The 14,479-nt window shown below is 47.0% G+C and carries 16 protein-coding genes and 13 tRNA genes; 24 read left to right on the forward strand and 5 right to left on the reverse strand.

Going from position 1 to position 14,479, the window contains the following annotated elements; genetic code table 11:
- The first annotated feature begins 126 nt into the window (after nt 1–126).
- The 15 genes from M4I42_RS14375 to M4I42_RS14445 all read left to right on the forward strand — a co-directional run bounded on the left by M4I42_RS14375 (nt 127) and on the right by M4I42_RS14445 (nt 2,157).
- Nucleotides 127–201, forward strand: a tRNA-Gly gene (locus M4I42_RS14375).
- 28 nt (nt 202–229) lie between these two features.
- Nucleotides 230–306: transfer RNA gene (locus M4I42_RS14380), tRNA-Pro, on the forward strand.
- Between the two features lie 9 nt (nt 307–315).
- Nucleotides 316–388, forward strand: a tRNA-Ala gene (locus M4I42_RS14385).
- A 6-nt stretch (nt 389–394) separates the two neighbouring features.
- A tRNA-Ser gene (locus M4I42_RS14390) sits at nt 395–487 on the forward strand.
- Nucleotides 488–625: 138 nt separating this feature from the next.
- Nucleotides 626–698: transfer RNA gene (locus M4I42_RS14395), tRNA-Phe, on the forward strand.
- Nucleotides 699–708: 10 nt separating this feature from the next.
- A tRNA-Tyr gene (locus M4I42_RS14400) sits at nt 709–793 on the forward strand.
- Nucleotides 794–796: 3 nt separating this feature from the next.
- Nucleotides 797–867: transfer RNA gene (locus tag M4I42_RS14405), tRNA-Trp, on the forward strand.
- 6 nt (nt 868–873) lie between these two features.
- Nucleotides 874–946, forward strand: a tRNA-His gene (locus M4I42_RS14410).
- 6 nt (nt 947–952) lie between these two features.
- A tRNA-Gln gene (locus M4I42_RS14415) sits at nt 953–1,027 on the forward strand.
- 3 nt (nt 1,028–1,030) lie between these two features.
- Nucleotides 1,031–1,102 (forward strand) — tRNA-Gly (locus M4I42_RS14420).
- Nucleotides 1,103–1,107: 5 nt separating this feature from the next.
- Nucleotides 1,108–1,178, forward strand: a tRNA-Cys gene (locus tag M4I42_RS14425).
- Nucleotides 1,179–1,194: 16 nt separating this feature from the next.
- Nucleotides 1,195–1,265, forward strand: a tRNA-Gly gene (locus M4I42_RS14430).
- A 294-nt stretch (nt 1,266–1,559) separates the two neighbouring features.
- A tRNA-Arg gene (locus tag M4I42_RS14435) sits at nt 1,560–1,633 on the forward strand.
- Between the two features lie 148 nt (nt 1,634–1,781).
- Nucleotides 1,782–1,949: a hypothetical protein gene (locus M4I42_RS14440; RefSeq protein WP_268852793.1), complete on the forward strand. Its 168-nt coding sequence runs from the start codon at nt 1,782–1,784 to the stop codon at nt 1,947–1,949.
- Nucleotides 1,942–2,157: a hypothetical protein gene (locus tag M4I42_RS14445; RefSeq protein WP_268852794.1), complete on the forward strand. Its 216-nt coding sequence runs from the start codon at nt 1,942–1,944 to the stop codon at nt 2,155–2,157. Before M4I42_RS14440 ends, M4I42_RS14445 begins: the two co-directional genes overlap by 8 nt.
- Nucleotides 2,158–2,219: 62 nt before the next feature.
- On the opposite strand, the gene M4I42_RS14450 is transcribed toward M4I42_RS14445, so the two are convergent.
- From M4I42_RS14450 to M4I42_RS14460, 3 genes are all read right to left on the reverse strand, one after another.
- Complete coding sequence (locus M4I42_RS14450) at nt 2,220–3,458, reverse strand: aminopeptidase (RefSeq protein WP_268852795.1); 1,239 nt, start codon at nt 3,456–3,458, stop codon at nt 2,220–2,222.
- 76 nt (nt 3,459–3,534) lie between these two features.
- Nucleotides 3,535–3,867, reverse strand: a complete 333-nt coding sequence (locus M4I42_RS14455; RefSeq protein ID WP_268852808.1) for a winged helix-turn-helix transcriptional regulator — start codon at nt 3,865–3,867, stop codon at nt 3,535–3,537.
- A 144-nt stretch (nt 3,868–4,011) separates the two neighbouring features.
- A complete protein-coding gene (locus tag M4I42_RS14460; RefSeq protein WP_268852796.1) occupies nt 4,012–4,311 on the reverse strand; it encodes a hypothetical protein in 300 nt (99 codons plus the stop codon).
- A gap of 214 nt (nt 4,312–4,525) precedes the next feature.
- On the opposite strand from M4I42_RS14460, the gene M4I42_RS14465 reads away from it, so the two are divergent.
- Nucleotides 4,526–5,050: a DoxX family protein gene (locus tag M4I42_RS14465; RefSeq protein ID WP_268852797.1), complete on the forward strand. Its 525-nt coding sequence runs from the start codon at nt 4,526–4,528 to the stop codon at nt 5,048–5,050.
- 205 nt (nt 5,051–5,255) lie between these two features.
- Here M4I42_RS14465 and M4I42_RS14470 read toward each other — a convergent pair whose 3' ends face one another.
- Both M4I42_RS14470 and M4I42_RS14475 read right to left on the reverse strand, forming a co-directional pair.
- Nucleotides 5,256–5,633, reverse strand: a complete 378-nt coding sequence (locus M4I42_RS14470; protein WP_268852798.1) for a hypothetical protein — start codon at nt 5,631–5,633, stop codon at nt 5,256–5,258.
- 41 nt (nt 5,634–5,674) lie between these two features.
- Nucleotides 5,675–5,887, reverse strand: a complete 213-nt coding sequence (locus M4I42_RS14475) for a hypothetical protein (RefSeq protein ID WP_268852799.1) — start codon at nt 5,885–5,887, stop codon at nt 5,675–5,677.
- 171 nt (nt 5,888–6,058) lie between these two features.
- On the opposite strand from M4I42_RS14475, the gene bioF reads away from it, so the two are divergent.
- The 8 genes from bioF to M4I42_RS14515 all read left to right on the forward strand — a co-directional run bounded on the left by bioF (nt 6,059) and on the right by M4I42_RS14515 (nt 14,342).
- Nucleotides 6,059–7,228 carry an 8-amino-7-oxononanoate synthase gene (bioF, locus tag M4I42_RS14480; protein WP_268852800.1) on the forward strand — a complete coding sequence of 390 codons (1,170 nt, stop codon included), beginning with the start codon at nt 6,059–6,061 and terminating at the stop codon, nt 7,226–7,228.
- On the forward strand, nt 7,225–7,914 hold the full coding sequence (locus M4I42_RS14485; RefSeq protein WP_268852801.1) for an alpha/beta fold hydrolase: 690 nt from the start codon (nt 7,225–7,227) through the stop codon (nt 7,912–7,914). The genes bioF and M4I42_RS14485 overlap by 4 nt, the downstream gene beginning before the upstream one ends.
- Nucleotides 7,907–8,689: a malonyl-ACP O-methyltransferase BioC gene (bioC, locus tag M4I42_RS14490; RefSeq protein WP_268852802.1), complete on the forward strand. Its 783-nt coding sequence runs from the start codon at nt 7,907–7,909 to the stop codon at nt 8,687–8,689. Before M4I42_RS14485 ends, bioC begins: the two co-directional genes overlap by 8 nt.
- An 85-nt stretch (nt 8,690–8,774) precedes the next feature.
- Nucleotides 8,775–9,848, forward strand: coding sequence for a GerAB/ArcD/ProY family transporter (locus M4I42_RS14495; RefSeq protein WP_268852803.1), 1,074 nt, complete (start codon nt 8,775–8,777; stop codon nt 9,846–9,848).
- A complete protein-coding gene (locus M4I42_RS14500) occupies nt 9,838–11,223 on the forward strand; it encodes a spore germination protein (protein ID WP_268852804.1) in 1,386 nt (461 codons plus the stop codon). The genes M4I42_RS14495 and M4I42_RS14500 overlap by 11 nt, the downstream gene beginning before the upstream one ends.
- Nucleotides 11,220–12,344: a Ger(x)C family spore germination protein gene (locus M4I42_RS14505; protein ID WP_268852805.1), complete on the forward strand. Its 1,125-nt coding sequence runs from the start codon at nt 11,220–11,222 to the stop codon at nt 12,342–12,344. The genes M4I42_RS14500 and M4I42_RS14505 overlap by 4 nt, the downstream gene beginning before the upstream one ends.
- A 416-nt stretch (nt 12,345–12,760) precedes the next feature.
- Nucleotides 12,761–12,982, forward strand: a complete 222-nt coding sequence (locus tag M4I42_RS14510) for a hypothetical protein (RefSeq protein WP_268852806.1) — start codon at nt 12,761–12,763, stop codon at nt 12,980–12,982.
- 292 nt (nt 12,983–13,274) lie between these two features.
- Entirely contained in the window at nt 13,275–14,342 is a 1,068-nt protein-coding gene (locus M4I42_RS14515) for a DnaD domain protein (RefSeq protein ID WP_268852807.1), read from the forward strand.
- Nucleotides 14,343–14,479: the final 137 nt, after the last annotated feature.

The raw sequence follows: 14,479 nt of genomic DNA on the forward strand, positions 1-14,479 counted from the left end.
TATATAATTAAAACCGTCGCTTGATTAGTTTGAGTTAGTTTGCCAAAATGTAAATTCATGTTCATTATAATATTGACAATCCGATACGTTTCATTATAATAATACTTGCTCACCGTTTTTATGAACGCGGAAGTAGTTCAGTGGTAGAACACCACCTTGCCAAGGTGGGGGTCGCGGGTTCGAGTCCCGTCTTCCGCTCCAGCATAGACCGTGCATGATGACTCAGAATCGGGAAGTAGCTCAGCTTGGTAGAGCACATGGTTCGGGTCCATGAGGTCGCAGGTTCAAATCCTGTCTTCCCGACCATTTTATCTTGGGGCCTTAGCTCAGCTGGGAGAGCGCCTGCTTTGCACGCAGGAGGTCATCGGTTCGATCCCGATAGGCTCCACTTCGCGGAGGAATACCCAAGCCTGGCTGAAGGGGTCGGTTTCGAAAACCGATAGGGGTGTAACAGCCCGCGGGGGTTCGAATCCCTCTTCCTCCGCCATACATATTTTCATCGTTTCGTACATAATAAATGCCCAAACCTCATCCTCGAATAAGCGAGCAGAGGAAGAGGCACAGTCGGTAAGTGGTAAACAGCAATGCGACGCAGAAAATAAGTAAACAGTCAATACTATATTACGGCTCGATAGCTCAGTCGGTAGAGCAAAGGACTGAAAATCCTTGTGTCGGCGGTTCGATTCCGTCTCGAGCCATCTTTTTTTTGGAGGGGTAGCGAAGTGGCCAAACGCGGCGGACTGTAAATCCGCTCCCTGTGGGTTCGGCGGTTCGAATCCGTCCCCCTCCACCATTTAGGGGCATAGTTTAATGGTAGAACAGAGGTCTCCAAAACCTCCGGTGTGGGTTCGATTCCTACTGCCCCTGTTCATGGCGGCTATGGCGAAGTGGTTAACGCACCAGATTGTGGCTCTGGCATGCGTGGGTTCGATTCCCACTAGTCGCCCTTCGTTGGGGTATAGCCAAGCGGTAAGGCAACGGACTTTGACTCCGTGATGCGTTGGTTCGAATCCAGCTACCCCAGCCATATGCGGAAGTAGTTCAGCGGTAGAACACCACCTTGCCAAGGTGGGGGTCGCGGGTTCGAGCCCCGTCTTCCGCTCTCTCGGCGGCATAGCCAAGTGGTAAGGCAGAGGTCTGCAAAACCTTCACCCCCGGTTCGAATCCGGGTGCCGCCTTCGGCGTTTGATTCATGCGGGTGTAGTTTAATGGTAAAACTCCAGCTTCCCAAGCTGGCGTCGTGGGTTCGATTCCCATCACCCGCTTATCCCACTATCATGTCCCAGTAGCGACGAGCGATGCATCAGAGAAATAGCTACGAGTTGCCTCGACGCATCCATCCTCCTCGAATAAGCTAGTAGAGGAAGAGGCACAGCCGAGCAGAATCATAAATGATAATGCAGAACAGTGTTGATTTTTAGTATCGTGTCCCAGTAGCTCAGCACGTCTGAATAGGCTACGGAGGGAAGCATCAGCGCACCACTCGAGCCACTGCTTGAATTAGCATACCGAGAGTGGGGCGGGATAGAATAAAAAAGGAAATGTATTTTTTATGTCGTGTCCCAGTAGCTCAGCAGGATAGAGCAGCGGCCTTCTAAGCCGTCGGTCGGGAGTTCGAATCTCTCCTGGGACGTATAAGAGTTTGGCCCGAAAAGGGCCTTTTTTAATGCCTTGAACAGACTCACGCAAGGTTGACAGGGCTACGGTGGGAAGTGCCCCCACTCGAGCGCCTGCTTGAATAGTGCGCCGAGAGTGGGGAGGGGTAGGGTAGAAAAGAAAATATGTTTTTATATCGTGTCCCAGTAGCTCAGGAGGATAGAGCAACGAGCGAAACGTCCATGAATCCGCTGCGAGTAGCCTCGACGCACCCATCTTCTTCGAATAAGCTAGCAGAGGAAGAGGCAACAGGTGAAAAGCGACAAACGCAATGCGAGGCAGAAAATGAGTAAATCGATAATACTAAATTACGGCTCGACAACAACGAGCGAAACATCTGTGAATTTGCTGCGAGTCGTCCCGACGCACCCGGCTTCTGTGAATAGGCGAGAAGAGGGAGGGACGGCGCAACATACGGAGAGAAAGCAAGGTGTTGCAGGGAACGAGGAGAAGGAAACGAACGGAGTCGAGTCGGGAGTTCGAATCTCTCCTGGGACGTAAAGCCCTTAGTTGCAATGGTTTTTTGTTTTTTATGGAAGAAAAGGCTGGTTGCATAACCAGCCTTATAATGTAAACGCCCAATTCCCGTTGCGGAAAATCGGTTCGCGCTTGCCGTCTTTTGTGACGCCGTCGATGTTCAATTCCGCTGAGCCGATCATAAAATCTTCATGAATTAAGCTGTCGTTCACGCCGCGTGCAGCCAACTCTTCTTTTGTCATCGTCGCCCCATCTTCTATATTTGTCGGATAAGCTTTGCCAAGCGCGAGATGGCAAGCGGCATTTTCATCAAATAGCGTGTTGTAGAAAATCAAATTCGATTGAGAAATCGGTGAGCGGTGCGGCACCAACGCTACTTCTCCTAAATGTCGTGCGCCTTCGTCCGTGTCAAGCAAATGCTTCAGCGTTTCGTATCCGGTTTCTGCTGTAAATTCTACTACTTTGCCGTCTTTAAACGTAAGCGTAAATCCGTCAATAAGGTTACCGCCATAATTCAACGGCTTCGTGTTGCGCACCGTGCCGTTGACGCCGTCTTTATGTGGCATCGTAAACACTTCTTCCGTTGGGATGTTCGGGTTAAAACGAACTCCACCTTGGCTTATTGCCGCTCCGCCATGCCATACGTGATTTTCGACAAGCTCGATCGTTAAATTCGTTCCTGGCGCCTCATAAATCAGTTGCTTATATTGTTTACCGTTTAAATGCTCGACCATTTTCGCAAGTCGTTCATTATGTTCTTCCCATGCTTGGATCGGATCTTCTTCATGAACGCGCGTGACCGTAAAAATGACGTCCCATAACTTATCGATTGCTTCTTGTTCCGATAGATGCGGGAAGATTTTTTTCGCCCATGCCGGTGTCGGCACCGAAATAATCGACCAGCAGTTTTGGTCCGCCATTAACGCACTTCGGTAATTTCGCAGCGCTTCCGACGATGTTTTCGCAAACGTCGCAATCCGCTTCGGATCAACATCTTTCAATAAGTCAGGGTTTGGAGAATAAATCGATAAAAACGCCGCGCCTTCTTGCGCAAGCTGCTCCATTCCTTGCGCGCGCCATAGCGGATATTCCGAAAATGCTTCATCCGGCGCATGTTTATATTTAATGTATGTCAAGTCTTCATCATTCCACTCGACATACACGTGTTTGGCGCCTGCTTCGTACGCTTTTTTTGCGATTTTGCGGACGAGCACTGCTGCTTCAAGCGGTGCGTTTACAACGAGTGTCTGTCCTGGCTGGATGTTCACCCCTGTATGGACAGCTAATGCGGCATACTTGTCTAGCTTTTGTTCCAACGTTGCCATCCTTTTTTCCTCCTAATTCCTTTTTTACCATTTATGATCATATCATGGATCAATCGAGTGGACAACGAAGGCGTTTTTAGCGATCGCCATCCGCCCATACTTTTGCCCATTGTTCGATCGCTTCGATAACTGGATGCAATGCTTCGCCTTTTTCGGTTAAGACGTATTCAATGCGCACCGGCGTTTCTGGATAGACGTTCCGTTCCACGATTCCCGCTTCTTCTAACTCTTTCAATCGTTCAGACAATAATTTCCCGCTAATAGGCAATGAGGATTCAATTTCGGAGAAGCGCCGCTTCCCTTCTAAAAGCTGGCTAATAATGAGCCCGATCCAACGTTTGCTGAGCAATTTCATCGCCGCTTCAAATTTCGGGCAAAGACCAGATGAAACGCATGTGTCCGTTTTCATTTTTTGTGCCCTCAAGTTTTCCACCTTCTATTCGCTCTAACATTACCTTTCATTTTCTCACAAAAACTTCAGTATATCAACCTTGTATAAGGTAAAAAATGGGTGGAATCATACAAAAAACCGGCAGGCGCTTGTTGCCGGTTTTTACCGAAACGACGTTCCGACACGGTTTCGACCGCTTTGTTTCGCCTTGTATAGCGCTTCATCCGCAATGGTGATAAGCGTCTGTGCGTGAAACTCTTCTCCATTGATGAGAGCAGTATCCGCGAAAAAGTTGCTCACCCGTTTTCCGATCACGTCTGTTTCATGCTCAGCGCGAATGAGTTCAAGCCCTTTTCGGTTCATATACGCGATGCATCCGCTTTGGTGAATAAGCAAACCGTCAGGCAATGAATCGATGAATTGTTTGTATAGACTGTGAGTGTTTTCTCCTAGTACTTTCATCCCTCTTCTCTCGTTACTGATGGAATGTTCTACACCTATTATCCTATTATAAGGAATGGGCGGGTAGAAGTTAAGGGGATTTTTTCTAATTCGTTCATGGATTTGCCAAAGTTTTGTGAAGGAAATGTGAAATAGTGATCAAACACATCTCGTTTTTAGAAAAAAGTGGTATTATATAAGTGTAAGGAAACTATTACTAAAGGGGAGATGGAACATGGTAGTAAAATGGTTGCGTGAACATGTGAGTGCAGCTGCCGTTTTAACGTTGTTCCGTTTGTATCTCGGCTACGAATGGGTAACCGCAGGATGGCAGAAGTTGACCGGTGGGTTTGATGCGACAGGCTTTTTGAAAGGGGCGCTTGGAAAAGCAACAGGCGAACATCCAGCCGTACAAAGTTGGTGGGCGTCCTTTATCGAACACGTGGCATTACCAAACGTCGGCTTTTTCAACTTCTTAGTCCCGTGGGGAGAAACATTAGTCGGTATTGCACTTATTCTTGGCGTATTTACAACATTCTCTGCACTGATGGGCGCTGTCATGAACTTTGCGTTTATGTTCTCTGGGACAACAAGCACCAACCCGCAAATGGTATTATTAACGGTATTTATTCTTGTCGCTGGCGCGAATGCAGGTAAATTTGGGCTTGACCATTGGGTTCTTCCATACGTCCGAAAACATTGGCAGCAATTTTGGAATAAACGAAAAGGCTCACGTCCACATATTGCCCCAGTTTCCTAATAGAGCATCCTTTTCTTGCCGCTCTTAGCGGCAACCCCGAACGACCGTGCACTTAGCAAGTGAGGAGGTGCATGGTCGTTTTATGTGAAAAACTCCCACCTTAACCGAAGGTGGGAGTAGAACCGTCGTGAAAAAACTTTCCCAAAGCGCGAAAAAGTGGTGTTTTGTCCAGTGGAGATTCATGCGGCGATGTGCGCTGGGGAAATCAATACATATTTAGCACCGTTTTGACTCGCTTCAATTCTTTTTTGTTGTCAAACAGTTCTTCGACGAGAATTTTTTGGCCGTTGGCGACATCGGTAAGCTGCTTGTCCATCTGCACGATTTTTTGCCCAAACTCGTCTAATTGCTCTCTCATTTCTGCTAATTGCTGTTTCGTTTGTGCAAACTGCTCGTCGATTTGTTCAAACCGCTGATTGATGTGCGCAAACTGCTCATCGATTTGTTCAAAGCGCCGGTCGATTTGCTCAAAGCGTTGGTCGATTTGCGCAAAACGCCGGTTTGTTTCTTCGGAATGACGTCTCAGCTGGTCCGCGAGTTCTTTCACCGCTTGCCAAATCATTTCGTTTGTAATTTTTTCCACACACTCTCCCTCCTTTCCTAGTTCTCGATTTTTATTATACATCATTTGCCTTTACCGTTGCCGACTTTTTTGTTCACAACAAGCATAATCATGCGAACGAAAAATGAAAGGAAAAAGATGGTGAAAAATGAATACCACCATGTCCACGAACGGTATTCAATCAAATCGGTATATTTTTCGAAAAAAATCTCTGGAATCCTAATGACTCTCACCGTATGTCCCACTAAGTGGCGAGCTTCGTGGCTAAAATTCATCATCTTCCCCTCCTTTCCGTAATAATAAATGCAACGTAGCGACTGGTGGTATGGACAAACCGCTCAATTCAAACATGGAATTTGAAAAAACCGTTGTTGCGGGGAACGGTCTATGATACGATATTTGTAAACTTTTCGTTATATTTGGTTAACAAAAAGGGGAGAGGGCGTTTGTGGCATAACTTTCACGCACAGTTAGACGAATTAGCCGAAAAGGCGCAAAAACGAACGCTTTATGAGGCAGATTCGGACGGCTGTTTTGTTTGGGTGAATGGAAAAAAATTACTGAATTTAGCGTCAAACAACTATTTAGGGCTAGCAAACGATGAGCGTCTCATCGAAGCAAGCATTCGTGCAGCGAAAACATACGGAGCTGGAGCGACCGCCTCACGTTTAATCGTCGGCAATTTTTCGCTATATACGGAAGCCGAAGCCGCACTAGCCGAGTGGAAGGGAAGCGAAGCGGCGCTTATCGTCAATAGCGGCTATACGGCTAACGTCGGCATTCTTTCGGCGATAGCGGGGCGGGACGACGTCATTTTCAGCGACAAATGGAACCATGCCAGCATCATCGACGGCGCGATTTTAAGCCGCGCGGAAGTGAAACGGTATCGCCATAACGACATCGATCATTTGGAAGCACTTTTGCGAAAAACGGATAAGCAAAAACGCAAAATCATTGTTACGGATACGGTTTTTAGCATGGATGGAGACATCGCACCACTAGGTGAACTCGTCCGTCTAAAAGAAAAATACGGAGCGCTTCTCATGATCGATGAAGCGCACTCGAGCGGCCTTTACAGCGAAAAAGGCGAAGGGCTTGCCCACCATCTTGGCATCGCCGAGCAAGTTGATATTCAAATGGGCACCTTCAGTAAAGCGCTCGGGGCGTTCGGAGCGTATGTGGTAGGAAAAAAAGTGCTCATCGACTATTTAATTAACCATATGCGTTCTCTCATTTTTACGACGGCGCTTCCGCCAGCGGCGCTCGGGGCGATTCGCGCGGCGATTGCCATCGCCCAAGAAGCGCACGAACGGCGCAAACAGCTTCAGCAATTAAGCTTCTATTTTCGCACTCGCCTTCAAGTGCTCGGTTTCGATACTGGTCCAAGCATCACACAAATCGTGCCTGTCATCGTCGGTGATAACGAACGGGCTGTGCAATTCAGCCGTCACTTGCAAGAACGGGGGATTGCTGCGGTGGCGATTCGTCCGCCGACGGTTCCAGAAGGTACTGCCCGCATTCGCTTTTCGCTAATGGCAACGATGACGAAAGAGCAGCTTGATTGGGCGCTTGCTGAAATTGCAGCAGTCGGAAAAGAAATGAAGGTGATCCCATGAATACCGTTTGCTTTCCAGGCTGGGGGATGAAGGGAGCGATTTTTTCGCCACTTGTAGAGGCGCTGGCGCCAACAACATGTACAGTCGTTGAATGGGAGGCGATTGAAACGGTCGATTGCTTCCGAAAGCGAGCGGAACAGGCGCTTTCGGCACCGTCGCTTGTCATCGGCTGGTCACTCGGTGCATTGGTGGCATTAGAAATGGCGCATGCACTTCCCAATCGCGTCACCGGACTCGTCCTTATCGGCGGCACGAGCCGGTTTGTGACCGATGACGGCTATATGTCCGGCTGGCATCCGCGCATCGTCGAGCGGATGAAGAAACAGCTGCAGCGCCATCCGGAGGAAACGATTGCCTCATTTTTAGCATCGTTATGGGCGGAAGGGGAGAACGTCGACATATCCGCGTTTGTTCATCGCGATCGTCCGGCAGAACTTGTGATTGGTCTTGATTATTTATTGACGGCGGATGCGCGTCCGTGGCTTTCACAATTGCACATGCCAGTGCTTCTTTTGCACGGAGAAAACGATGCGATTTGCCCGCCGGAAGCGGCGCGCTATATCGCCAACCATATCCCGCATGCCGAACTTGTGCTTTTTAACAATACCGGACATGTACCGTTTTTGACAAAGACGAACGAGTGCGTACATTCGATTCGAACGTTGGTAGGTGAAGGAAATGATTGACAAACAACTAGTACAAAAACGGTTTAGCGAACGAGCGAAAACGTACGATCAGTTTGCGAGCGTGCAAAAAACAATGGCAGCAGAACTGATGCGTCGCATCGCCGTTCAGCCTGCAACGATTCTTGAAATCGGCTGCGGTACCGGACATTTGACGGAAAAACTGCGCCGCGCATTTCCAGCCGCTCACCTCACAGCGGTCGATATTGCCGAGGGAATGATTGCGGTAGCGAAAGCGCGCCTTGGGGACGATATCGTTTGGCGATGTGCCGATATCGAAACGATGGAACTGACCGAGCGATACGACCTAATTATTTCGAATGCGACGTTTCAATGGTTCAATGAAGCAGAGCGAACGATGGCACGGCTTTTTTCTTCATTACATGCAGGCGGACAGCTGCTTTTTTCGACGTTTGGTGCCCGCACGTTTTATGAACTGCACACATCGTTTCAAGCGGCGCTAAACGCACATCACCTCATGGACAATGTTCGCATCGGTCCGTCGTTTCCGACGCTTGGCGAGTGGCTTGCTTGTTGCGAGCGGGCGACGAATGCGCCCGTTTTCGGCAGCGAAACGTTTATCGTCGAGCGCTTCCCGTCCGTCCGTGACTTTTTCTTATCGCTTCGCCATATCGGCGCGACAAATAGCACAACCGGCCGCTATTGTCAACGCCCGTCCGTGTTTAAAACGCTCGTGCGCGAATACGAACAGCGCTTTTCCGAAGACGGCACGATTCGCGCCACGTACCATTGCTTATTTTTCGACATCACCCGGTAAGGGTGGTGTTTTTTGTTTATAAGGAATACTTTTTCATGGCTAGGAAAACAATAAAACCGAGAATAAGAGAACGGGATTGATAGCGATGAACGATGAACAAATTACCGCCAAACAAGTGATTATTTTAGTCATGTTAAGCACAGGGCTTGTCAATCACGTCATGGTCATTCCGGTGCTATTAGAAGTAGCGGGGCGCGATGCGTGGATGTCTGTTTTCGCTGCCGCCATGCTTTATAGCATTTGGATTTATTTTCTTTATTCGGTGATGAAAAAGATGAACGGGCAATCGCTGTATCTTTGGATGAGCGCTCGCTTCGGCAGGGGAGTAGCTCGCTGTTTGTCATTTGGCATCGCCATTTTTTTATTTTTTGCGATGTGGGTGACGTTAAAAGATACGCTTAACTGGACGATTACGTCGTATTTTCCGCAAACGCCGCTTTTTATATTAGCGCTTTTGTTTGTCGCGATTAGCTACTATGCGTCGGCAAATATTCAGTCGCTAGCTATTTCTGGAGGAGTGTTTTTATTTTTTGTCATTGTTCTCGGTTTTTTTGTCATGTCCGCGAATTTTATGTATAAAGATTATTCGCGCCTATTTCCGCTATTTGAACACGGGTATTCGCGGATGGCTCGCGGGATTGTTTATATCAGCGGCGGTCTTGTCGAAATGGGGTTGCTCGTTTTTCTTCAGCACCGCATCTCGCCGCCGATTCGGTTAAAACAAATGGGACTATTAGGCTTTTTGCTTGTCGGGTTAACGCTTGGTCCATTGATTGGAAGCATTACGATTTTTGGCGTGTCCGAAGCGAGCCATCAGCGCTATCCTGCGTATGAGCAGTGGCGGCTATTGCAAATCGGCAAATACATTTCCCACGTCGATTTTTTTTCAATTTATCAATGGCTTTCTGGGGCACTCATTCGCCTCTCGCTTTTGTTATACGTCATCGCTGACCTTTTTCCGCTTTCGCACAAAACGAAAACGTGGGGGAAGCGCATCGTTTGTGCCTTATTAATTGGTGTTTCACTGTTTCGGGTGGGCGATGCGACCTTTTATGCACTCATTAAGCACGTCTATTTTCCAGCTTCTCTTTGTTTTTTCCTGGGGCTGTCATTATTGGTCGGATGGTTGACGAGGAGGGGGATGAACGATGAAACATAGCCGTGACGAACTGCTTCACTTTTTTGCCAAATATAGCGATATTCATACGAAAGAAATTGGCGAATTTCTCGCGATTTATTGCGCGTCGGTCGTCGATAAGCGGATGTTGTATCACTATTTAACTTTACCGCCGCACGAGTTAGCGTCTGTTCCGTGTACAACGCTTCCCGAAACGGCAACGATGCAAGAAATAGTGGAAAAAGTGTTAGACGGTTTTCTTCTCTTTTGTTCGTTTGAGCAACCGGCGTTTCTGTTCATTGACATTGCAAAGAAACCGAGCCGGTCTGTGGAAGAATCGCACTCAGAAATTGCGATTCGCGGGCCGCGCGAAGGGTTTGTCGAAGATTTACAAACGAATATCGCGCTATTGCGTAAGCGGTTAAAAACGGCGAATTTATGCGACAAAACGTTTATTCTTGGGGTGGAGACGAAAACGGCAGTGGCGCTAGTATATTTAGAAGACGTGATCAATGAACAGCTATTGCAAGAAGTCATTCGCCGCTTAGAACAAGTACAGTTTGACGGCATTTATTCCGCGACGCAGCTCGAAAGTTTAATTGAAGACACACCGAGCGTGATCGTTCCGATGGTTGCCGATTCGACGCGCCCAGATTTTGTCGTGGCGTCTTTACTAAAAGGAAGGTTTGCGATTTTAGTGGACGGCAACCCGACGGCGATTATCGGTCCGGCGAATTTATCGTTTTTATTAAAGTCACCGGAAGATCTCCATTTTCCGTACTATGTCGTTTCGTTTAGCCGTTTTTTTCGGTTAATGGGGCTATTAACCGCCGTATTTTTACCAGGTTTTTGGACAGCGCTAATTTCGTACCACCAAGACCAAATTCCGTTTCCATTATTAGCGACGGTGACACTGGCACGCCTTGGGCTACCGTTTCCAGCACCGATGGAAATTATCGTTGTGTTTACGCTGCTTGAATTGTTTCGCGAGGCAGGGGCGCGTTTGCCGTCGTCGATCGGGCAAACGTTAACGGTCGTTGGCGGGTTGATTATCGGGGATGCGGCGATTCGAGCAGGGTTTATTTCCCCGTCGGTCGTTGTCATTGTCGCGCTCTCGACGTTAGCGAGCTATACAATTAGCAACCAAGCGCTCGGCGGTTCGGTCACGTTATTAAGGATGGGCTGTTTATTATTATCGGCATCGTTAGGATTGTTTGGGTTCTTTTCTTCGTTTTTTCTCATTGTCGTTTATTTAGCAAGACTTCGGTCGTTTGGTGTTCCGTACTTAGTGCTGCTTAGTTCGTACGGATTAACGTGGAAAGAGGCGCTCCGTTCGTTATTGAAGCCGACCGCACACGTGTCTGATTCCCGCCCGAAGTTTTTACGGACGAAAAAACAAGGGGAGACGGAACGATGAAACGAAGTATTATTTTATTCATTATTGTCAGTATGTTAAGCGGCTGTTGGAACATTAAAGAAATCCAAGACATTCGTTACGTCACCGCAATCGGCATTGATTTTAATAAAAAGAAAAATACGTTTTCTGTGTTTACGCAAATTCTTGATTTTTCGAATATCGCTAAACAAGAAGGGAGCACGCCAGAAATCTCGCCGCCGATTTGGGTGGGAAAAAGCGAAGGGAAAACGGTGCAAGATGCGATTGACACATTAGCGGAAGATGCGCAACAACGACTATTTTGGGGACATATTTCCGCGATTGTGTTGTCGGAAAATGTGCTGAAATATCGCTTAAAGCAATCGCTCGATTTTGTGAGCCGCTATCGGGAAATTCGCTATAATATTTGGCTATTTAGTACAAGGGAAAACGTCGAGGCCATTTTTCTTGCTAAATCGTTTTTTAAACTGCCGGCGTTGACGAATATTTTGCACGAACCGAATGAGTTGTATCGCCAGCGTTCCTACATTCGCCCGCTCCGCTTTTTTGAATATGTCGCCGAAGCATCTACGCCAAACGAAACGGCCTATATTCCGTCACTTGGGCTTTCGAAAGGGCATTGGCAATCGGATGAAGAAAAGAAAAGCATGTTAAAAATCGCAGGCGCCCATTTTTTAATGAATCATCGCTTAAAAGGGTGGCTTCCATTAGAAGACTTGCTCGGGATGCGGTGGCTAGAGAAAGAGATGGAGAAGTCGCAAGTAACGGTAATGGAAAATGGGGAGCCGTTGGCATCGATTATGGTCGAAGGGCTGCGCATTTCGGTGAAGAAAAAAAGCAAGGAAGGTGTCGCGATTCACGTGCGTGGCCGCGGCATTATGACAGAAAAAGTCGCCCGTGCCTCACTTTCAGCGATTGAAAAGAAGACAGAAAAAGTGATCGCTTCGGAGATTATGGACGCATACCGGCAAGGGCAGCAAATACACGCCGATGTGCTTGGCGTCAACCGCTGGCTTGACCGCTGGAAGCTCGTTGGAAAGAAAACAGTCCTTTTTCCATATCAACTGACCGATGTGAACGTCGACATTCACATCATTAGCACAGGCAAACAAAAAAATGAAAAAATCAACTTGTCGCAATAAGCAGTTCACACACGTGGGCTGCTTGTTTGCTTAAAACGAAGAAAGGAATTAGTTGTCTTCCAGCGAATAACAACAATGGATGGATTGCGATGTTTGCTCGGGTGGACATTAAAAGTGAAGGTAGATGCGCACCGGCCGTTGCCTAGTATATCGAATCGAATGGAATAGACTTACAATTTTCATGCTTTTCCGAATCGTTGGGTGCTCATTGAGGCGGTGGATGCCTATACAAATGAGAAAACCGAACGTGTTTTAAACAAATTAATCCCGATTGAAACGTTTTCGGATCCAATGAACGCAATGAGTGAGTATAAACATCTTCATAGGGAAAATCCTCATCGAGAATTGTATGTTCTTCATACGAATCGCAAAGAAACAAATATTGTGGAAAGAACATGGACGGGAGTGCGCCGAGGATGATAGAGCTTCGTATCGAAGAAGGGATGTTGCTCGCTACATTGCAGTTAACCCATAAAAATAAAACCATTGAGTTAAAAAGAGCGTTAATCGATACCGGCTCAACAGGAACCATCGTATCTGTTGATCAAGCAGCAACAATTGGAATCGTTCCAGAAGAAAACGATTCTATTTATCGAATTAGCGGAGTGGGGAACGGGATTTGTTGCAATGGGATTTAGTGCGATGGAGTACGGAGTAGAGCTAGATGCGATTATAGGACTTGATTGTCTTTTGCATATTGGCGCTGTCATCGATTTAGAAAAACTTATTCTTTAAGGAAAACGAATAGAATGATTGCTTCTATAGGAATGGCAAACGAGTTTTATTTGATGCACGCTAGCGGAGAGATGAAACGAATGGAAGGCAAGCGGTTCACAAACGGTGAGCGGCTTTATTTTTTTGGGTATCTATCTTTTTCCACCCTTTCCAGCGATAGAAAAGGTAGAACTATTTTCGTTGGAGGGTGAGAAGATGTATATTTCGAGTCAACTTGCTTGCCAAATTGGGTTGAATGAAAGCATTGTTCTTTGCGATCTTTATCAGCTTCTGCAAGAAACGGGCGGGGAGTGGGTCGTGATGACGTACGAGGAATGGCAAAAGCGCCTTCCGTTTTGGTCGGTCAGTACGCTCCGCCGTGTCGTTCGTAAGCTCGAACGGCTTGGGTACATCGAGTCGGGCAACTTTAACAAAAATAAAGTCGACCAAACGAAATCGTATCGGCTGAATAACGAGGAGTTGCAAAAACAACATATTGTGCTAACAGAAGAACCGCTATTCGCGGCAACCACGCCGTTTATGGAGAAAACAGAACCACAACGTGCGGAAAAGGAACAACATAGAACGAATCAACTAAACATTGTTCTAAATAATCAACAAAAACATCTCGAACAACACCGTACGCCGATGAAGCAAATGGGAGAGGTAGACGTGCAACATGGCAGAGCAGATGGTCAAAATGACGAGGTAGACGTTCTATACGGCAGGGCAAGTAGCCAAGATGGTGCGCCGACTGGCTATGCTAAGCAAATAGGAAGTCTAGCGCTGCTTTCTTTATCAACTCCTGAGAAACATATGTTGCAGCAACGAAACTTAAATACACAACAGAGAATAAATATAAATAGATCTATTAATAACAAAGATGAAATAGAAAAGAAGAATGTCTTTTCTTTTTATCGTCAACATCATTTTTACCCTTATAATGAACAGGTGAAACAGCGAATGAACGACTGGATCGAGAAAATGGGTGCCTCGCTTGTGCTTGAAGCGCTGAAAACCGCGCTGGAATATGGGAGCACCTCATGGAAATATGTCGATGCTGTGCTAACGGACTGGCAGAAAAAGCGTTATAAAACTGTTCATGACATCAAGCAGGCGAGGAAACGAAAGAAGTTTCACTCGATCGCAAGCGATGCGCCAATCCGGAAAGAGTGTGTGCCTGATTGGTTGGAAGAATGTAAAAAACAATGGGAAGCGCCTCCAGTCCTTGAGCCGAAGATCGATGTCGAGGCACTAAAAGAGCGGTTGAAGCGATACAAATAACTTGCCGCCTTTTGCTCGATAAGAAAGTTGTGCTAAAAAGAGATTCGTTTTTCCATTCCAAAAAGGCTGGAAATATTGTAAAATATGTGAAGGGAGATTAAAAGAATAGGAGAGAGGATACGATGCCAGTTTACAAC

It is taken from the genome of Anoxybacillus sp. J5B_2022 (genome assembly GCF_026847645.1).
Taxonomy (GTDB): domain Bacteria; phylum Bacillota; class Bacilli; order Bacillales; family Anoxybacillaceae; genus Anoxybacteroides.